General features: G+C 54.3%; 18 protein-coding genes. 10 read left to right on the top strand and 8 right to left on the bottom strand.

What is annotated here, in order from left to right:
* The first annotated feature begins 59 nt into the window (after positions 1–59).
* Together AB7M29_RS15935 and AB7M29_RS15940 are read left to right on the top strand one after the other, a co-directional pair.
* The gene (locus AB7M29_RS15935; RefSeq protein ID WP_454247254.1) at positions 60–548 is read left to right on the top strand and encodes a GNAT family N-acetyltransferase; all 489 of its coding nucleotides are present in this window, start codon (positions 60–62) and stop codon (positions 546–548) included.
* A gap of 102 nt (positions 549–650) precedes the next feature.
* On the top strand, positions 651–1,109 hold the full coding sequence (locus AB7M29_RS15940) for a metallophosphoesterase family protein (protein WP_454247255.1): 459 nt from the start codon (positions 651–653) through the stop codon (positions 1,107–1,109).
* Positions 1,110–1,233: 124 nt separating this feature from the next.
* Here AB7M29_RS15940 and AB7M29_RS15945 read toward each other — a convergent pair whose 3' ends face one another.
* Positions 1,234–1,602, bottom strand: coding sequence for a hypothetical protein (locus tag AB7M29_RS15945; RefSeq protein ID WP_454247256.1), 369 nt, complete (start codon positions 1,600–1,602; stop codon positions 1,234–1,236).
* Positions 1,603–2,072: 470 nt separating this feature from the next.
* Here AB7M29_RS15945 and AB7M29_RS15950 point away from each other — a divergent pair, with 470 nt between their 5' ends.
* Complete coding sequence (locus AB7M29_RS15950) at positions 2,073–3,386, top strand: hypothetical protein (RefSeq protein ID WP_454247257.1); 1,314 nt, start codon at positions 2,073–2,075, stop codon at positions 3,384–3,386.
* A 44-nt stretch (positions 3,387–3,430) separates the two neighbouring features.
* On the opposite strand, the gene AB7M29_RS15955 is transcribed toward AB7M29_RS15950, so the two are convergent.
* The gene (locus tag AB7M29_RS15955) at positions 3,431–3,709 is read right to left on the bottom strand and encodes a hypothetical protein (RefSeq protein ID WP_454247258.1); all 279 of its coding nucleotides are present in this window, start codon (positions 3,707–3,709) and stop codon (positions 3,431–3,433) included.
* 251 nt (positions 3,710–3,960) lie between these two features.
* Here AB7M29_RS15955 and AB7M29_RS15960 point away from each other — a divergent pair, with 251 nt between their 5' ends.
* Positions 3,961–4,323 (top strand): DUF4279 domain-containing protein, encoded by a 363-nt coding sequence (locus AB7M29_RS15960; protein WP_454247259.1) that lies wholly within the window; start codon positions 3,961–3,963, stop codon positions 4,321–4,323.
* A 279-nt stretch (positions 4,324–4,602) separates the two neighbouring features.
* On the opposite strand, the gene AB7M29_RS15965 is transcribed toward AB7M29_RS15960, so the two are convergent.
* A complete protein-coding gene (locus AB7M29_RS15965) occupies positions 4,603–5,169 on the bottom strand; it encodes a TetR/AcrR family transcriptional regulator (protein WP_454247260.1) in 567 nt (188 codons plus the stop codon).
* A gap of 115 nt (positions 5,170–5,284) precedes the next feature.
* Here AB7M29_RS15965 and AB7M29_RS15970 point away from each other — a divergent pair, with 115 nt between their 5' ends.
* Positions 5,285–5,932: a glutathione S-transferase family protein gene (locus tag AB7M29_RS15970; RefSeq protein WP_454247261.1), complete on the top strand. Its 648-nt coding sequence runs from the start codon at positions 5,285–5,287 to the stop codon at positions 5,930–5,932.
* 138 nt (positions 5,933–6,070) lie between these two features.
* On the opposite strand, the gene AB7M29_RS15975 is transcribed toward AB7M29_RS15970, so the two are convergent.
* Both AB7M29_RS15975 and AB7M29_RS15980 read right to left on the bottom strand, forming a co-directional pair.
* Positions 6,071–6,424: a hypothetical protein gene (locus AB7M29_RS15975; RefSeq protein WP_454247262.1), complete on the bottom strand. Its 354-nt coding sequence runs from the start codon at positions 6,422–6,424 to the stop codon at positions 6,071–6,073.
* A complete protein-coding gene (locus tag AB7M29_RS15980; RefSeq protein WP_454247263.1) occupies positions 6,417–6,830 on the bottom strand; it encodes a VOC family protein in 414 nt (137 codons plus the stop codon). The genes AB7M29_RS15975 and AB7M29_RS15980 overlap by 8 nt, the downstream gene beginning before the upstream one ends.
* A gap of 186 nt (positions 6,831–7,016) precedes the next feature.
* On the opposite strand from AB7M29_RS15980, the gene AB7M29_RS15985 reads away from it, so the two are divergent.
* Positions 7,017–7,817, top strand: coding sequence for a GNAT family N-acetyltransferase (locus AB7M29_RS15985; RefSeq protein ID WP_454247264.1), 801 nt, complete (start codon positions 7,017–7,019; stop codon positions 7,815–7,817).
* Between the two features lie 123 nt (positions 7,818–7,940).
* Here AB7M29_RS15985 and AB7M29_RS15990 read toward each other — a convergent pair whose 3' ends face one another.
* A complete protein-coding gene (locus AB7M29_RS15990) occupies positions 7,941–8,138 on the bottom strand; it encodes a hypothetical protein (protein ID WP_217854568.1) in 198 nt (65 codons plus the stop codon).
* An 810-nt stretch (positions 8,139–8,948) separates the two neighbouring features.
* Complete coding sequence (locus tag AB7M29_RS15995) at positions 8,949–9,818, bottom strand: AraC family transcriptional regulator (RefSeq protein WP_217854569.1); 870 nt, start codon at positions 9,816–9,818, stop codon at positions 8,949–8,951.
* Positions 9,819–10,887: 1,069 nt separating this feature from the next.
* Here AB7M29_RS15995 and AB7M29_RS16000 point away from each other — a divergent pair.
* Positions 10,888–11,583: a potassium channel family protein gene (locus tag AB7M29_RS16000; protein ID WP_454247265.1), complete on the top strand. Its 696-nt coding sequence runs from the start codon at positions 10,888–10,890 to the stop codon at positions 11,581–11,583.
* Positions 11,584–11,734: 151 nt separating this feature from the next.
* Here AB7M29_RS16000 and AB7M29_RS16005 read toward each other — a convergent pair whose 3' ends face one another.
* Positions 11,735–13,207 carry an efflux transporter outer membrane subunit gene (locus tag AB7M29_RS16005; protein WP_454247266.1) on the bottom strand — a complete coding sequence of 491 codons (1,473 nt, stop codon included), beginning with the start codon at positions 13,205–13,207 and terminating at the stop codon, positions 11,735–11,737.
* An 87-nt stretch (positions 13,208–13,294) separates the two neighbouring features.
* On the opposite strand from AB7M29_RS16005, the gene AB7M29_RS16010 reads away from it, so the two are divergent.
* The 3 genes from AB7M29_RS16010 to AB7M29_RS16020 all read left to right on the top strand — a co-directional run bounded on the left by AB7M29_RS16010 (position 13,295) and on the right by AB7M29_RS16020 (position 18,297).
* Complete coding sequence (locus tag AB7M29_RS16010; RefSeq protein ID WP_052962992.1) at positions 13,295–13,915, top strand: TetR/AcrR family transcriptional regulator; 621 nt, start codon at positions 13,295–13,297, stop codon at positions 13,913–13,915.
* 177 nt (positions 13,916–14,092) lie between these two features.
* Entirely contained in the window at positions 14,093–15,214 is a 1,122-nt protein-coding gene (locus AB7M29_RS16015) for an efflux RND transporter periplasmic adaptor subunit (RefSeq protein WP_454247267.1), read from the top strand.
* Positions 15,211–18,297 carry an efflux RND transporter permease subunit gene (locus AB7M29_RS16020; protein ID WP_454247268.1) on the top strand — a complete coding sequence of 1,029 codons (3,087 nt, stop codon included), beginning with the start codon at positions 15,211–15,213 and terminating at the stop codon, positions 18,295–18,297. Before AB7M29_RS16015 ends, AB7M29_RS16020 begins: the two co-directional genes overlap by 4 nt.
* The last annotated feature ends 13 nt before the right edge of the window (positions 18,298–18,310 follow it).

An 18,310-nucleotide genomic window follows, 5' to 3' on the forward strand; every position in this document is an offset into this window, starting at 1 on the left:
GGGCAGGACACGCTCCAATCCCGCTTGGTAACGGTAATCAAAGACCTCAAGGACGCGCGATGATATTGCAGCACAGGCCAGTGAAGGCTGATGACATCAAAACTATCTGTAGCTTTCCTCTTGACGCTCGGGAACTGTTTTATATGTTTCCGAAAGCTCAATACCCTCTGACTGAAGCTCAGCTTTCTAACGCTATTACTCAACGATTCGACTCGACGATTGTCGAGTGCGGGAATAGCGTCGTCGGCTTTGCTAACTTTTATCGGGCTGAAACGGGTGGGGTTTGCTGTATCGGCAATGTCATCGTTGCCCAAGAGGCACGAGGTAAAGGTGTGGCGACCTTCATCGTGGAGACGATGACAGCTCTGGCGTTCAATCGCTATGACGCCACCGAAGTACAGATCTCGTGTTTCAATGAAAACACAGCAGGCTTGCTGCTTTATCCAAAACTGGGCTTCTTGCCCTTTGCTGTTGAAGAGCGATCTTCTCTGGATAGTCGTAGATCAGCACTCATCCATATGACCCGCAGAAGAGCGGGCCGACCATAATGCTCATCTTGTAAGCCCGGTAAATGCAGCTGCTTTCAGGTATTCAGTCGGCTGCTTTGGTTCTGGTGAGTTCCCATACTTGAGACCGGTCTGGAGCGTTGCATGAAAGTTGGCGTGATCTCCGATACCCATGGCTTACTGCGCGCCGAAGCCCTTGCTGCCTTGGAGGGTTGTGAACGGATCATTCACGCCGGCGACATCGGCAAGCTCGAAATACTTGATCAACTGGCGTCCATTGCCCCGCTGCACGTAGTGCGCGGGAACAATGATCTGGACGCCCCTTGGGCAGAAAATCTCGCCGACCGACTATGTTTCGACCTGAATGGCTGGCAGACCTTGCTGGTTCATGACATTGCAGATGTCCCTGCCGTGCTTGATGCAGACATAAGGCTGGTGATCACCGGCCATTCGCATAAGCCACGCATAGAATGGCGCGGCGAACGGCTATACCTCAACCCAGGTAGCGCTGGCCGGCGGCGCTTCAAACTACCGGTGACGCTGGCTCTACTCGAGGTGCTTACGTGCTCGATTGAGCCGCGCCTGGTCCCGCTACTGGAATGACATTCCTTGGATGGTCTTGGCAAGGCAATGCAGTTTCATCTCATACATCTTTGCAGCGAAAGCATTAAGCTTGGATAGCAGTCATCTGAACTGCATTCATCGATAGGAATGCCACCCGCCAATCCTAAAACAGTGATGGCGGCTCATTTCCGGCCTCGATATGCGAAAAGACCTGATCTGGATCTGCTTGGCCCCAATATCTGAACAGAAGGCGAGGTTCGGTATTTCCGAAATACTGATCCACGATGCTCGCGGGGGGCGCAGTCAATTTAGGTTCTGACCATTGTTGCGCTAAAACACCTATTGGTTTGCCAGACGAACAAATAATCCAAGTAGCCTTGCCTCCATTGATACCAGGTAGGTAGCCCATACCTTGTATCACTTCGATTAAGGAACGCAGCGTTGCTGATGGATCGAGCGTGATCGACGTCGCGTGGCTTCCCATATCATCCCCCGCATGAACGCTATCTCGATCAATGGTAACTACCAACATAACTGCTCCTTTTTAGCGCTGTGCTGTCACTAGGTCGACGAGCGTAGAGACGTCAGCGGTTACCTGTCTACAGTCTGCTTTTTGGGTCCGATGGCTACCTGTTGCGAAGGGCAGCAACCGACCGAGGCTGTGTGAAAACGTTTTAGAGCAGGTTTGACAGTCAGGACCGGAACGAAAATCGCGCTCCTACGCAAATTTCCGGTCTGCTGATTAACCAAACGCGGGCAGATTTTACGTAGCAACGCAGACTTCAAAACGGAGCATGCGTTTTCACACAGCCTGGGCCCATAGCTGACGTTCGCGCCTCCATCGCAGCTTGCCGGGGATCAATCGGCTAAAACTGGCCAATTAACGACGCCAGTTACCCTACAGTTCATAATTGCGGCGGCCTCACGATTGCTATAGTTATGGTGCGAGGCGAAGAAATACCGCAACGTTCACAGGCTTGATGATCCAACATTGGACGCCTTATGCGAATAAAACAGCCGGTTCTGCCCCTTGCCAAAGCCGCATTCGCCGCGGCTCTCAGGACAGGTCATGGGCGCGCTATCTATCACGTCGAAAGTCATGGATCGAATGGGCTGGAAGAGATAATCATCGAAGCGTGCCTAACATGCGTTTCCTATGATCCTCAGCTGGAGGTAGATCGGGCTCCATGGCTGTTTTCGATTGTTGATCGCGCGAAGCTGAACGCAAAGGTGGTGCAGGCAATCAAGGCGCTAGAGAACACGCCACCGCCCGAGAATCAACGCGACAGTGATCAGCGCAGTGCGATCCTGAAAGAACTGGCTGCTTCAGGATCAGAAGACGCGAGACGTCTTTTGTATTCTTCCCTCGCGCTCTTTCCGGGTACCGCTAGCGTAATTGGCGCTGAGGAAATCATCGCACTCGGCGGCGTGGATGGCTTGATATATGTCGTCAGGCAGATGGGGCAATGGTTGCAGGCTGATCCGGATTTCTGGGTTGATGACTATCCGATCAAACAATTTGATGCCTCCACAGGGATTGAAGGAGGGCTTGCCGCATTGGAGCGTAAGGCCGCAGTTGATTCCGATATTGCGAGCTATCTCGTGGGGATACGCGAGACGCACGATAGCCTCAGCGGTTCTTCTACCCGCTTTCAACCAATGTTATTTGATGGCAATGAGGTCGTGGCGTATGTCAAAAAGAACCCCATAGAACAATGTTATTGGCTCAGAAGATGGGGCACACAAGCCACTAACGAGCAATGCGACATAGTATTCGCAGCCCTGCTTGCGTCGGAGGAGTCGGAACAAGTCAAACGACTGTTCAGATGCTTTGCAAAAACCGGCGTTCCTCGATTCGAAAGTCGATTACTCCGCTGGATTGACCATGCCGACCAACAAGTTCAGTGGGCGGCAGTAGAGGCTTTTGCACCTAAAACGCACGGAGAACTGCGAGATGTGGCTAAGCGATTGATCGCTGATGGCAACGTCCCAAACGGTGTCGCGTTGCTGGTGAACAATTTTTTTGAGGGCGATTTTTCATTGTGCACGAAGCACCTAACACAGCTTTATGATGCTGACAAAACGCACCATTTCGTCGGACAACTCTTGAACTTGTGCGAAGCGCATCCTGGCCAAGAGGCGCTCGACTGTCTCCTCTACGTATATGAGTTTTCGCCGTGTTCGACCTGCCGAAAGCGGGCAGTGAAGGCGTTGACCGACACGAACATCGCTCCGGCCTGGGTGCTTGCAGAGTGTGCATTCGACGCCGATCCCGAAACGCGAGCACTCGCCCGGGCAGACCGTCCCTTCAATTAGTCTTGTTACTCTCGGCCCGGTCGGTAGCCATAAGCTGAGTACCTTCAGAAAGCTGCATCGTGAGCGTCCATAGCTTCCGTCAAGCTCCGATATCCATCACTCCGATCGCGCGGCGAAACCTCGATAAATAGCTCAATCAACTGACTATCAAGGAAGGTTTGATTAGAGGTGTCCAATGGCAGGTTAAAAAAATCAGCGCTTTGTACGGTGTACAGTGAGGTTTGGAAATTCAAAAAGCAGACGTATCTCACTGCCGCCGAATCGCTGAGCCGGCGCCATGTGATGATTTGCTGGTAGGTGTCTCCAAGGAAGCCCATGTTCATTTACCCTCTTACTATGCTGGAACGCAGCAGGTGAAGGTATAGCAGTTACATCTCACTCTTTGCTCTGGCTACGGGTAAGTCTGTAGATCCTTGGGCATCGATGGCGGTTTCTGGCGGTAATCGGCGAAGTCTGAATGACCGCTTTATGGCTGATAGCGGTCAGTGAAAACAGGGATGGAGACGAACTGCTAAAATCAAGTTTTTGAGAGAGAACTATGGGCCCAATAGGACGCTCCAAGGCGACACTTCGTATGTTCGGTGACGACCTAAATCCTGATGAGTTGACGAATTTGCTTGGATGTCCGCCTACGAGCGCTCAAACCAAAGGCCTACCGATCAAAGCAGGCTCGGATTTTGAAGCCAAAACGGGGGGCTGGAGGCTAGAGGCGACGGAGTCGAGCCCAGAGGATCTAGATGGTCAAATCGCTGAGCTACTCAGCAAGCTTACGCCCGACCTCAGCGTGTGGGCGCGAATAGGTGCGCGGTTTAAAGTAGACCTGTTCTGCGGTCTGTTCATGAGCAACGACAACCAGGGTTTATCACTGTCGGTTACAAGCCTTGACGCGTTGTCACGTCGAGGTATTGAGTTGTCCCTTGATATTTACGGGCCGTAAGGTTGTGGGTCGCGACACTATCAACATTTTCATTGGGTACCGACCCACCAAAGACGTCGCAGATCCAGCTCCAGACTCCTCAAACGTGGTGCGTGAGGTGGTCAGATGTAGGTAAATCAATTGCCCTCCTGCTCGGAGTGCCTTGAGTAGAGGTCAACTCCACCTGTATCGACCCTGGCTCCATAGACACATCTGAATGACCGTTTTTGGCCGATTTTTGCCTCTGACGTGGGGTCGCGTGCGACCCAATGCGGCCGTTTCGTTGCTTGCTAAGGCATGTCATAGCTCAACGAGCTCCAAACATCCCTGTTGACAGGCTGTGAGAATTTCCTGCGCCAATTGGTCATCGGCCACAGCTCGAGCTAGTGCCAAGCCCCCAATCATCCCTACGGCAATTTGCAGAGCATGCTGGCGTGTATCCGTCTCTGTCGTCGATTTCAGTCCGGACTCTAGACGTGTGATGAAAGCTGCGAGCACTTGGGTGTAGCTCTCCTGGATGGCTCCGTCCTGCTGAGCAGCATCATTGACCATGAAGGCTAACGGACAGTGCATGCGGCTTGCATCCCGATGGTCCATGCGGAGATAGTCTTTCACCACCTGCTGCAAACCGTCTTTACCAGCCTCTTCCAGTATCGCGCCCCCCGCGTTCGCGGCATTTCTAATAGCTTCGGTGTAAAGCTCCGTTTTGGATGCGAAGTGACTATAGAAGGCCCCCCGGGTCAATCCCGCACTCTCCATAATTGAGTCGATACTGACTTTTTCGAAACCTTCCAGTGCGAAGAGTCGCGATGCGCTATCCAGAATCATCTGTCGAGTGGTTGCGCGCTGTGTAGCAGGCCAGGGCATACGTCTTCTCCTCAGTAAAGCGTGAGATGGAGTATGACAAAACGGGACTTTATGTTCTTGAACATAAAGTCATACCGACCAGAATTGCCGACTCTTCCCCCTCAAGGAGCTACACATGAGATTGCACATACTGGGACCTGGATTTAGTACCTTCGTACGTAGTGTCAGACTTTACTGCGAAGAGAAAGCGCTCGATTACACACACGGGATGCACGTGGATGGTAAAACGATCACGCTCCACAGCCCTGAACACAAGGCACTGCATCCTTTTGGCAAGGTCCCGGTATTGCTGCATGGAGAGCGGAGCGTAATCGAAACAACCACCATTTGCCGCTACCTGGATGAAGCCTTTGCGCACACTTCTCTAAGACCCGCAGACTTGGCCCAGAGGGTAAAGGTCGAACAGTGGTCCGCTGCCTTGGCGATGTATGCCGATGATCGACTGATACGTCGTTATCTTTTATTGCTGGTTTCACCTGCGCAACCGTCACGCCCTATCGATAGAGAAGCTGTGGCTACCGCCGAGCCAATGGCTACCCAAACACTTGGGCTGCTGGAGACGCATTTGGGCGGGCAGCAATTTTTCTGCGGGGCGGACTACAGCATGGCGGACGCCATCCTGACGCCTATGCTCGATTATTTGGAACGCGTGCCCGAAAGTGCGCAATGGCTGAAAAAAGCATCAAATCTTCGTGACTATCTTTTTCGCATGCGATTGCGCCAGTCAGGGCGCAACGTGTTGACCGAGCCGAACTTTAGTTAATGCGGAAAATGCTGGACTTATCGTTCGCACAAGGGCCGCTTTTGGCCGAAGGCAGCCCTTCGCTCTCAGTCCAAGTTAAAATTCGACTGGTGATCTCGCGCCAATCAGCGACCGGCAGACAACCGGCTTAAGCCTGGCTCATGGGAGAAGCGACATTTTTGTTTGAGCAGCTGGATATGCACTGTCAAGATCGGCAGCAAGACGCCAATAGCCCTGTTTCAAAAGGTGTTTTTTTAAGCCGAAGATGTAGTTGTTTTCGGGAATTTGAATTTCTTTGTGGTCACCGTCCCAGAACATTATTTCCACAAAACCTTCAGGGATGAACGCCCCTTCAACCTCTCGCTCAAACTCATCGAGATCGGAACAAAATCTCATTCCATAGTAGCCATCATCCCCCACATATCCGTGATGACTTATTGCGTAGCTGGTCAGTTCATCAGCCTTAGGCCAATCGTTGGAAAAAAGCCAAGACAGGATTTCTGCTTCAGTCATGGGTAGCACCTGGCTTATGCATCATTGGTGTGCAGAGTTCTACCAGCGTCCCGTCAGGGCATCGAACGTAGGAAATGGTTTGCCCCCAGGGCTTGGTGCTTGGGGTGGAAATTTCAGTAGCGCATGCTTGCAGCGCTCTGGCATGAGCCGCTGGAACGTCCTCGGTCACCAGTCCTACTTCGACTCCTAGCGGTTTGGCGGACGAGTGCGCCGAAACATGGCCGGTACTGAAGTTCATCGCGGCCAGTTCATCGGCGGCGAATGCCAGTACAGTTTCTCCTGTTTCAAGTTCGCCATAGGTGGCGGATTCATGGAGGAATCGAATGCTGAGCCCGAAGGCTGATGAAAAGAACTGAAGTGAAGCAGCAACGTCCGGGACGTAGATGATCATGTAACCAAATTTCATGAACGAACATTCCTTGTCGTGCCAATCGAGCGGTGAATCTAGCATATTGAAGTCGGGTGTCGGATGCCTGCTTTCGACCCAAAGCTGACAGTGAAGCAGAGCCAGCTACTGGTACGTACTTGGACGCAAGCGTATTGTTCGATGCGCTTTACTTCCCTTGGAAATCTTAAAAAAAGGACGACTTACATGGATGTTGAACTGGCACATCAGATTGAGGCCGCAGAAAGCGAGTATTTGCGTTCGCGTGTTCAGAACCTAGCAGGGGTAAGCGGAAATCCTTATGGCGCATGTGTTTTTTCCAATGGAGACTTTCCGTGTTTTCAGGTGAACGCATCACCTAGCCCAATGTTCAACCGCATCTACGGCGACAGCGCAGGTGATCCCAAGGCAGTGTTGAAGTTGCTCAAAGATTCAGCGGAACATTCGGTCGTAACTCCCCTAATCGGGAAACCTTCCGCGTTGGGGCAGTACTCACTTGTGGGCGAAGCGCAGCTTGAGCGTTTGAGGGGCTGGACTCACTTGCAATCCGCGTGTGCCATCGAGAAGGTAGTCTTGAGTCGCCACTCATTCGAAATTGAGGAAGTCACGTCAAAAACTCTTGCTCAGTTCGCAGACGTGCATGCGGACGGTTTTCATACCAAACCGGAGTACCGATTGTTGAATCAAGCATCCTTCGAAGAGCAGACGTCGAGCGGACGTCTGAAAATCTGCGTCCTGAAAGCTGATGGGGAAGTCGTGGCAGGAGCCTCAATGTATTTGGCCAGTAATGGCATTGCCTACCTTGGAACAGCTGCCACCCGAAAGGATGCCCGGGGCCTTGGCTACCATGGAGCACTGATATCTCATCGAATTGAGCAAGCGAAGAAGCATGGCTGCCACTTGATCGCCGCGACCGCGCTGGCCAGCTCCCAAAGTCATCGAAATCTGCAACGTGCCGGGTTGACGACATCTCATGCCCAAGCACTGTACCGCCTCGCAAATAACTAAGATAAACGGCTGAGCACGATCGTCCGCTTCTGGCCGTTTTCTGCCGGTCAAGAAGGTCAGCTTGCGACCCAAAGTACCTTTTTCCCGCTTCTGTCCGAAAAAGGACGATAGTCAGGTCAGTGCTTACTTGGCGCTCTCCATCAACTTCCATGCAATGATTGTGATGACAGGGGATAGCAACACCAATGCGCCTACGGTGCAGACCACTGCAAACCAATAGCTGCTTTTTCCGGTGAACCGGCCCAGCGTTATCGCCCTGAGTACCCAATATCCGACTCGGTAGCAGATGACGCCGAACACAACCTCCATCAGCATTTCCATGGAACTCCTTGTGTTGCTTCGACCGGTTGAATCTGCTGGTAGCTCAGAAATATACAAAAAGCGGATGCTAGCAGACCTGTCTGCGAACCAGATGGAATCCATGTAAGCCAAGTATGCAGACAGCCAGGCGCGATGATGGGAGTGTCTTGTTACCTAGTCACTGACCGCCACGTCACCAGTCCATCCAGGCCATGGTCGGACTTCAGGTATCTGAGCATGTTTTGTGCCTCGGCCTTTTCTTCAAACGGGCCTGCGAAAACGTGGGGCGCTTCATCGAGAATTGTTGGTATGTCGATTAGCGTCATCTGTGCAGCTATCCGTTCAAATTCCTCATCGGTATGGGCAGTAATGCGTGCTACCCAGCCGCTGCGATTTCTCAGGGCGATAGGCTCCACTTCGGCTCCGCAGCGCTTACATCGTGAGGCTGCAGCTTTGATGGCTTGGGTGCAGGCAGGGCAGGGGCGCAGATCTTCGTGCACTAGAGCGTCAACACCGGTCTTTGCCAACCGTGGCATTAACAACACGGCGATCAGGGCTACGCCGGGAACGAAAAGCCCGATTGCAAACCATCTTGGCCCTGATCGCCCGCGTGTACTCGCAACATAAGCGGTCACGGCTGTGAGAATGAGCCAGAGGGGGAGCGGGACGCCCATTGCACTTCCTTGTTTTGATATTTGAGTGAGAACCCCGCTGACCGGGCTCATCAAAGTATCTACTCTTTGTCAGCAACGCCATAAATAGAGAACAAAGACTGCAATCCACACCCCTGAGCGGACACTCGTCAACATCAGCTCAGGGCCAAAAGCTTCGCTATTGCAGCGGAACATACACATCAGTTTGCCATTGATCCTGCGGTGTCTCGGGATAGACGCTCAGGTAATGAAAGAACAGCGGCTGGTCACGAAGTTCCTCTCCACTGGCGGGAAGCCAATCACGGTAAATCGGATAGATCGTTTCGCCAATGTGATCCGGTGACCCCGCGTGTCGCACCACGACGCAGCGACCGCCAGGAATGACGATCTCGTGCACGCCGAACCCATTCGGCGCCACGGCCTCGTGAATCTCGCCGCAAATGGCGAAGCGGAATGCTTGTGGAGGTGTCGTATCGGGGTTGCCATAGGGAATGCCAAAGGTGCGACTCGATGCCACCGGCGACTGTCCGCTCTGCATACGCCACTCGATGAACTTGCGCACGCTCTCATTGACGAGCCCGGCTGGCCCGCAGTGCTCAAGCGTTGCTACCCTGACTTCAGGGAATTGCACGATTCGTACTTGCATGATGATAGTCCTGGAAAAGTGAGGGATTGCGAATACCGCATTCCAGACCTGCCAGTTCGGTTCCTTCCTGAACGCACTCGGCGTCATACCGAACGCCCGCCTGAACGCCCTGCAAAATGCCTCGGGACTTTCAAAGCCGGCACCGAGTGCGGCATCCAGTACCGAGTGATCAGCGGGGGCGGCCAAGCGATGTGCCGCGCGTCGTAGCCGCATCAGTTGCACATAACGTGAGACAGGCACTCCTACGAACGCGGTGAATTGTCGATGGAAGTGAAACGCCGAAAAGTTCGCCACATGGCTCAACGTCTTCACCGACAGGTCACCTTCGAGATGGGCATCAATGTAGGCGAGTACGGCGTTGAAGCGTTTTGTGTAAGCGAAGTTGGTCGGCATGTCAGACACTGGGAAAAGGCTCCTGGAAGTACGGTCGGCAATAGAGTCGACTATAGCGGCGTGAACGCGCCTAGCCGCGTTTGCTCAAGGCACCGTTTTGAAGTCTGCGTCGCTACGTAAAATCTGCCAGCGCCCGGCATTCAGCAGACGCACAAAAATTGTGTAGGAGCGCGATTTTCGTTCCGGTTTTGCCTGTCAAACCTGCTTTAAAACGTTTTACCCAGCCAGGGCCGAAAGCAAACGCCGATTACCTCGCCTAAGCCAGGAAGGGACAAAAGGGTGACCGCGTAGCCTCGTCCGGCGCACTGAGACACCTTCGCCACGCAAAGGAAGCGATGAGTATTCTTGATGGCTCAGATTTCGCGTAGCGGTGCGCAAAAGGCTTTTCAGCGGTCAGTATGCAGGCAGTCTGGAAGGACCGACTTTTCCAACAGAATCGGTCGATAGCTGCCTGTCGTCACCGGCAGCTATGCGCAGTTCACTGCTGATCATGGATACGAAGCAAGCTGGTCAGCTTTGATGCGATTGGTTGTTAGATCGAGTGCAAACGCGCGTTGGGGTGAAATAGGTGTAAACCTATTTCAGGACTAGACACCGCGTTTTCCCACCTGTCCCCGGGCCTCCCACATGGCTATCACCTTTCTTGAGTGATTGGCATAAAGCTTCGATACACAGGGATCGGCGGCGCGTAAAAAAATAGTAAATTTTCGCCCCGCAGTCAGCCGTGCAATACATGTAGATATTGAATCTGGGGTAGCATCCGGTACCTGGCTCGGCTCTCGCAGAAAAGAGCCTCTTGCTCCCGGGTTCGCGTCCGGCATGCAGGGTTATATTCTGGAATACGGCTGAATTTACCGTGCCTGTGAGCTACCGATGTTCCTGTTTTGAGAATCGGCCCTCGATGCGCGTAAGCCCTCGCCCATGCCTCCCGACCTTGCTGGCGACCATTAAATGAAATCATTGCTTCATCCAGCCAGAGCTGTCGCTTTGGTTTTTCTGGCAGCAATACTCGTCGGCAGCGCGCTTCTGATGCTCCCGATATCCCACGCCGAAGGTAGTGCTGCGCCTTGGGATCCAATTGTTGGCTAAGTTTCTGTTTACGGAGCAGTTTTCTTTTTCCAAAGGCGATAGCGTTGTGGTGATCGGCCTGGGCCGCTTCGGCAGCTCTGTGGCCCAATCGTTGATGCGGTTGGGCCATGACGTCATGGGCATCGACAGGAATGCTGAGCCTGTCCATGACAGGGCTGATCTCTTGACTCACACAGTCCAGGCCGACTCCACCAACCTCATGGTCTTGCGCCAACTGGGCGTTGCCGACTTTGCCCATGCCATCGTGGGGATCGGTACCGACCTGGCGGCCAGCCTGATGACCATCATGGCGTTGACCGAACTGGGCATCCCGGATATCTGGGTCAAAGCACTGACTGCCGAACATGGACATCTTGCCCAGCGTATTGGCGCCCATCACGTTGTCTACCCGGAGGCGGATATGGGGGAGCGTGTCGCGCACCTCATTACCGGGCGGATGATTGATTTCATCGAGTTTGATGACGGCTTTGCAATCGCCAAAATTCACGCCCCATTGCCGACTCAAAACAACACACTTGCCGACGCCAATATTCGTGAAAAATATGGCGTAACGGTTGTAGGGCTCAAGCGCGCCAACGAAGACTTCCAGCATGCCACGCCTGGCACCCTGATCCTGCCGGGCGATTTACTCATCGTCTCTGGCTCGACTCATCTGATTCAGAAATTTGCGGGCCGCTCTAAATGATCAGAAGGGCCTTCTGGTGGCCCCGCGTGAGTCGCACTGACCTCGATAAATCTGTGCGGGGGCTTCTGGCTGATTGGTGTCCATCTTGAAGGGTTGTAATCAACCCGAAAGCCACCGGTCAGATACACATCTGTGCTGGGCCGCTTGCAGATTAGATGGCGGGGGGCAAGGGATCAGGATTGGGAAATGTTGCCTCGCGTTGCCAGCCGCCACCCAAGGCTTTGAATGTAGCCACCGCAGCGCGAGCCGATTCCGTTTGTGCTTGTGCCCTACCATCAGATGCAGCTAACAAGTTCTCATCGGCATCCAATACTTCGATCAAGCTCACCACGCCTTTCTCATAGGCGGTAAACGATGTACGTCGGGCTTTTGCATAAGCAGCCTCACCCTGTGCAAGATTTTTATATTGCTGCTCGCGGTTGATCAGTGCCGAAAAAGCGGTTTCGACATCCTCGGAGGCCCGCAGCACCGATTGGCGATAGGCGGCTAACGCTTCGGCTTCTTGCCCCTTGGCCAAGTCAATCTGAGCGTTGATGCGGCCAAAGTCGAACAGCCTCCAGCGTAATCCCAATACCGCCGATGCCTGACTGGCATCGTTGGTGAAAAGATTTCCGCTGGAGACCGACGTAGCGCTACCTAGCAGCGCTCCCATAGAAAACTTTGGGTAGTACTCGGAAATGGCTTCGCCGATGCGAGCGTTCGATGCCGCAAGTCGGCGCTCTGCGACGATCAAGTCTGGACGCCGACGCAGCAGGTCGGCTGGAGAGCCCAGGCTGGCGAATTTTGGTATGTCCGGGATGCGTGTCGATTGAGTCAACTGCGCAGTGTAAGTACCCGGTGGTTTACCCAACATGACATCCAGAGCGTTCATCGCCGAATCAAGGCCAGCCTGCAGTACAGGGACAGTTGCTTGCGCTTGGTTCAGCGATCCTTGAGTCTGATTCAACTGTAGTTCAGCAGCCAGTCCTTTGGCATAGAGATGTTCGATGGTGGAGAGCAGGTGTTGTCGCGTCTCTACTTGCTTTCTTGCAATTGCCAGGCGTGCTTGCAGGCCGCGGATGCTGATGTAAAGGTCAGCAGTCTGCGCTACCACTGCTAGACGTGTGGCAACCGCTGCAGCTTGGGAAGCCTGATAGTCGGCGACGGCTGCTTCTTTGCCTCGGCGTAATCCTCCAAATACATCCAGTTCCCAGCCAGCATTGAGATTAGCCTCATAAGCACTGCCGTAGCGGTTATAGGATGGATCTGAATTCAGCACTTGGCCCAGCGGTGTCTCCAAGGACTGTCGCGCTCTAGCCGCTTGGCCGCTGACTGTAGCCGACGGCAAAAGAGCTGCGTTAGCTGCCCCCAAGCCTGCGCGAGCCTGTTCGATCCTGGCTGTTGCCTGAGCTAAATCGAGGTTCTGTTCAAGGGCTCGATTGATTAACTGACTGAGAACGGGGTCATTGAAAGCGTTCCACCAGACGGTGAGATCCCAGGGGGCTGCGTCAACTGTTCGTGTTGTAGGTGTAAGCGCCAAAAAATGCTCGGGCAGTTCTACTTTGGGCACTGAATAGTCAGGGCCCACCGAGCAACCCGTGACCATACCGAAACTTAGCAAAACGGCAAAACGGAAAGGGTGCATGTGACACCTTGGAAATGCTAGATTTGTGACCATATTACGATTTGGTCATGAGTTGTCAACTGTCCTGCGGGTGCGTAAGCTGATCGCATGAACCCATTATCCGTTTCCTCGTCCAGCACCCGCGGTCCAGCCGAACACGACATCCGCGACCAGATTGTCGCGGCGGCCAATGAACATTTCAGTCAATACGGTTACAGCAAGACAACAGTCTCCGACCTTGCGAAAGCGATCGGTTTTTCCAAGGCTTATATCTACAAGTTCTTCGACTCCAAGCAGGCGATTGGTGAGGCAATTTGCAGCAATTGCCTGTCGCAAATCATTGCGGCGGTGGAGGAAGCGATCAATGCCGAGGGTATCTCACCCACGGAGCGCTTTCGGCGATTGGTCAAAACCCTGATAACCAAGGGGATTGACCTATTTTTTAATGATCGAAAGTTGTATGACATAGCGGCGTTCGCTGCTTCGGAGAGCTGGCCCAGCTCGCAGGTCTATGACGTGCGAATCAAACACTTCGTACAGCAAATTGTGCGAGAGGGGCGTGAACTTGGAGAGTTTGAGCGCAAGACACCATTGGATGAGACGGTGGAATCGATTCATCTCGCTTTACGTCCCTACATCAATCCTTTGCTGTTGCAGTACAACCTCGACGTCGTTGAAGAGGCACCCGGGCTCATCTCCAACCTCATTCTGCGCAGCCTGATGCCTTAAAAAGGTTCTGGCTGGCAGATCTTGCGTACCTCCACATTTATCTTTGCATCCGTAACTTAAGGCCGACTCTGCTGATCTCACCTTGGTCATCAGGCGGCTTTCATTTGTTCATGTCGTGACCATTGACATAATTGGTCACTTGAATAAGCATGGCGTATCTGCTTCCAAGAGGTCTCTATGGTCCAGCGCCGCTCCCATTCATTTATCTTCATCGGTCTATTGCCGTTTGCCATGGCTGCATGCAGCGAGGGGCCGCCTCCTGATCCTCGTCTTCAGGTGCCCTTGGTGCGCATCGGTCTGGTTCAGCCTTCTGTGCCTGAAACCCGCGTATATACCGGCGTCGTTGCGGCTCGGGTTCAGAGTGACCTTGGTTTTCGAGTGCCCGGAAAGGTGACGGAGCGCCTCGTGGACACCGGCCAGAGCGTCAAACGCGGACAGCCACTTATGCGAATTGATGCGAACGATCTGATGCTGACAGCGCGAGCGCAGCAGGAAGCAGTGCTGGCGGCAATGGCTCGATCCCGACAAGCTACTGATGACGAGCGGCGATACCGTGATCTGGTGTCTATCGGTGCTGTATCTGCCTCGGCTTACGCAGGGATCAAAGCGGCTGCCGACTCGGCCAAAGCTCAACTGAATGCGGCCAAAGCCCAGGCTGATGTGGCGAAAAACTCCACCGGTTATTCAACCTTGCTGGCCGATTCCGACGGCGTTGTTGTAGACACTTTGGTGGAGCCGGGGCAGGTAGTAGGCGCGGGCCAGGTGGTGGTGCGTGTCGCCCATTCCGGGCAGCGTGAGGCAGTCATTCAATTGCCTGAAACGCTACGTCCTGCACTGGGATCGTCGGCGACAGTGCAGCTTTATGGGCTGGACCGGCACGAAGGGAAGGCGCATCTGCGCCAACTGTCCGATTCGGCTGACAGGTTGACTCGCACATTTGAGGCGCGTTACGTGCTGGAAGGCGCACTTGCCAATGCCGCGCTGGGGTCGACCATTTCGGTTGCCATAGGCGGCACGCCAACTGCCATCGATAGTGAAGTCCAGGTGCCCGTCGCTTCTCTCTACGACGCGGGTAAAGGTCCGGGTGTATGGGTCGTGGGCGGAGAACCTGAGCAGGTGACCTGGCGCCCCGTAAAGTTCCTCGGTTTGAGTAACGCAGAAACTGCACGTGTGACAGGTAATCTCAATATCAATGATCGTATTGTCGCGTTGGGCGCTCACCTTTTAAGCGAGGGTGAGCAGGTCAGGCCTCAGGTGGCGGGCAACGCTCAGGCAGCAGTGGCTGAGGTGCGCCGATGACCGGGTTCAACCTGTCCGCACTGGCAGTGCGTGAGCGTTCGATCACGCTGTTTTTGATCTTGTTGATATCCATAGGTGGGCTGTACGCCTTCTTCAAACTAGGGCGGGCGGAAGATCCTGCCTTCACCATCAAACAAATGACGGTGGTAACGGTATGGCCTGGTGCGACGGCTCAGGAGATGCAGGATCAGGTGGTTGAAAAGCTGGAAAAACGCATGCAGGAACTGCGTTGGTATGACCGGACTGAGACCTTCACTCGTCCGGGAGTGGCACTCACCACCGTCTATTTGCTCGATAGCACGCCACCTTCTGCTGTTCCCGAGGAGTTTTACCAGGCTCGCAAGAAGCTCCGTGATGAAGAGGCGGGTTTGCCGCCTGGAGTCATCGGCCCGATCGTCAACGACGAATATGCCGATGTCACCTTTGCCCTTTATGCGCTCAAGGCCAAGGGCGAGCCGCAGCGATTGCTGGTGCGCGAGGCCGAGTCCTTGCGCCAGCGCCTGCTGCACGTGGCGGGCGTGAAGAAGGTCAATATCATTGGTGAGCAGTCCGAGCGCATTTATGTCGAGTTGTCATACGAGCGTCTGGCGACGCTGGGTATTTCCGCTCGAGACATATTTAGCGCGTTGAGCGCGCAAAACATGATGACGCCGGCCGGTTCAGTTGAGGCGAAGGGCCCACAGGTGTTCATCCGGTTTGATGGCGCGTTTGATGATCTCCAGAAGATTCGCGACACGCCGCTGGCCGTGCAGGGTAGGACCCTCAAATTATCCGATGTGGCCGAGGTCAAGCGCGGTTACGAGGACCCCACCACGTTTATGGTGCGCAACAATGGCGAGCCCGCGTTGCTGCTCGGTATTGTGATGCGCGACGGCTGGAACGGTCTCGATTTAGGTAAGGCGCTTGAAGCCGAGACAACGTCGATCAATGAGCAATTGCCGCTAGGCATGACATTGAGCAAGGTCACCGATCAGGCGGTGAACATAGATGCATCCGTCACCGAATTCATGATCAAGTTTTTCGCTGCGCTGGGCGTGGTTCTGCTGGTGTGTTTTCTCAGCATGGGCTGGCGTGTCGGCATCGTCGTCGCTGCGGCGGTGCCGCTGACCCTGGCGGCAGTTTTCATTGTCATGGCCGCAACAGGTAAAGACTTTGACCGTATAACGCTAGGGTCGCTGATTCTGGCGCTGGGGCTACTGGTGGACGATGCGATCATTGCCATTGAAATGATGGTGGTGAAAATGGAGGAGGGTTATGACCGCATCAAAGCTTCCGCCTATGCCTGGAGTCACACTGCAGCTCCTATGTTGTCGGGCACGTTGGTCACTGCAATCGGCTTTATGCCTAATGGCTTCGCCAAATCAACAGCAGGTGAGTACACAGCCAACATGTTCTGGATCGTCGGCATTGCGCTGATCACATCCTGGGTGGTGGCAGTGGTGTTCACACCTTACCTGGGGGTGAAACTGCTGCCGCAGATCAAGGTGCCTGAAGGCGGCCATACCGCGATTTACGGCACGCCCAATTACTTGCGTTTCAGGCGCGTGCTGGGCGTGGTAATTCGCCGTAAAGGGCTTGTAGCGATCTCAGTGGTTGGTTTGTTCATTGTCGCTATTCTCGGCATGGGCGTGGTGAAGAAGCAATTTTTCCCAACATCAGACCGCCCCGAGGTGCTCGTTGAGGTTCAGATGCCTTATGGCACGTCCATCGAGCAAACTGATGCAGCGGCATCCGAAGTCGAGGCTTGGTTTGCGCAACAGCCGGAAGCACGGATAGTCACCGCCTACATTGGTCAGGGCGCTCCACGGTTCTACTTGGCGATGGCGCCAGAGTTGCCCGATCCTTCTTTTGCAAAAATCGTTGTGCTAACGGCAAATCAGGAAGAGCGTGAGGCTCTCAAGATCCGGCTGAGGCAAGCCGTTGCTGATGGCCTGGCCCCTCAAGCACGCGTACGTGCGACCCAGTTGGTATTCGGTCCTTACTCGCCTTACCCGGTGGCCTTTCGCGTCATGGGGCCGGACCTGACAGTGCTACGCGATATCGCCGGCCAGGTGCGTGAGGTCATGAAAGCCAGCCCCATGATGAGAACCGTCAATACGGACATGGGCGAGCGTGCGCCGGCACTCCACCTGACGCTGAATCAGGATCGTCTGCAGGCATTCGGTTTGACCTCCGCAGATGTTGCTCAGCAGCTTCAGTTTCTGCTGACCGGAGCGCCAGTGACCCAGGTGCGCGAGGACATTCGCTCAGTCCAGGTGGTTGCACGCTCTGCCGGTGACACTCGTTTGGATCCCTCGAAAATCGATGCCTTCACATTGACCGGAGCGCAGGGCCAACGGGTGTCGTTGTCTCAGATCGGGACGGTGGATATCCGAATGGAAGAGCCCATCCTGCGGCGTCGTGACCGAACGCCAACCATCACCGTACGTGGTGATGTGGCTGAAGGGCTTCAGCCTCCAGATGTTTCCAGCGCCGTGATGAAGCAACTGCAACCGCTTATTGAACAGTTGCCTAAGGGCTATCGGATTGAATTGGCAGGGGCGATTGAGGAGTCGGGCAAAGCGAACAAGGCGTTGCTGCCGTTGTTCCCCATCATGATCGCGCTGACGTTGCTCACCATCATTCTTCAGGTGCGTTCGATGTCGGCAATGATGATGGTGTTCGCCACGGCGCCTCTGGGACTGATTGGCGTGGTGCCGATGCTTCTGCTGTTCCAGCAACCCTTCGGGATCAACGCGTTGGTGGGGCTGATTGCGCTGTCGGGAATTTTGATGCGTAACACGCTGATTCTCATCGGTCAGATTCACGCCAATAAGCAGGCCGGCCTGTCCCCTTATGACGCAGTGGTCGAAGCCACTGTGCAGCGAGCCAGGCCCGTCATTCTCACGGCGCTCGCGGCGATGCTGGCGTTCATCCCGCTGACCCATTCGGTGTTTTGGGGAACGCTGGCCTACACCCTGATCGGAGGTACGTTTGCTGGCACTGTGCTGACATTGGTGTTCCTGCCTGCGATGTACGCCCTCTGGTTCAAGATCAAACCTGACACCTCACAGGAGGCCTCGACCGCCGTAAATCCTGCCTGATCGAGCAACGAAC

This window comes from Pseudomonas sp. F-14 TE3623 (assembly GCF_053629015.1).

Bases quoted from the DNA above. Each gene is read 5' to 3' on its own strand.
- AB7M29_RS15935 (WP_454247254.1), top strand. From the start codon at position 60: ATGATATTGCAGCACAGGCCAGTGAAGGCTGATGACATCAAAACTATC.
- AB7M29_RS15940 (WP_454247255.1), top strand. From the start codon at position 651: ATGAAAGTTGGCGTGATCTCCGATACCCATGGCTTACTGCGCGCCGAA.
- AB7M29_RS15945 (WP_454247256.1), bottom strand. From the start codon at position 1,602: ATGTTGGTAGTTACCATTGATCGAGATAGCGTTCATGCGGGGGATGAT.
- AB7M29_RS15950 (WP_454247257.1), top strand. From the start codon at position 2,073: ATGCGAATAAAACAGCCGGTTCTGCCCCTTGCCAAAGCCGCATTCGCC.
- AB7M29_RS15955 (WP_454247258.1), bottom strand. From the start codon at position 3,709: ATGAACATGGGCTTCCTTGGAGACACCTACCAGCAAATCATCACATGG.
- AB7M29_RS15960 (WP_454247259.1), top strand. From the start codon at position 3,961: ATGTTCGGTGACGACCTAAATCCTGATGAGTTGACGAATTTGCTTGGA.
- AB7M29_RS15965 (WP_454247260.1), bottom strand. From the start codon at position 5,169: ATGCCCTGGCCTGCTACACAGCGCGCAACCACTCGACAGATGATTCTG.
- AB7M29_RS15970 (WP_454247261.1), top strand. From the start codon at position 5,285: ATGAGATTGCACATACTGGGACCTGGATTTAGTACCTTCGTACGTAGT.
- AB7M29_RS15975 (WP_454247262.1), bottom strand. From the start codon at position 6,424: ATGACTGAAGCAGAAATCCTGTCTTGGCTTTTTTCCAACGATTGGCCT.
- AB7M29_RS15980 (WP_454247263.1), bottom strand. From the start codon at position 6,830: ATGAAATTTGGTTACATGATCATCTACGTCCCGGACGTTGCTGCTTCA.
- AB7M29_RS15985 (WP_454247264.1), top strand. From the start codon at position 7,017: ATGGATGTTGAACTGGCACATCAGATTGAGGCCGCAGAAAGCGAGTAT.
- AB7M29_RS15990 (WP_217854568.1), bottom strand. From the start codon at position 8,138: ATGGAAATGCTGATGGAGGTTGTGTTCGGCGTCATCTGCTACCGAGTC.
- AB7M29_RS16005 (WP_454247266.1), bottom strand. From the start codon at position 13,207: ATGCACCCTTTCCGTTTTGCCGTTTTGCTAAGTTTCGGTATGGTCACG.
- AB7M29_RS16010 (WP_052962992.1), top strand. From the start codon at position 13,295: ATGAACCCATTATCCGTTTCCTCGTCCAGCACCCGCGGTCCAGCCGAA.
- AB7M29_RS16015 (WP_454247267.1), top strand. From the start codon at position 14,093: ATGGTCCAGCGCCGCTCCCATTCATTTATCTTCATCGGTCTATTGCCG.
- AB7M29_RS16020 (WP_454247268.1), top strand. From the start codon at position 15,211: ATGACCGGGTTCAACCTGTCCGCACTGGCAGTGCGTGAGCGTTCGATC.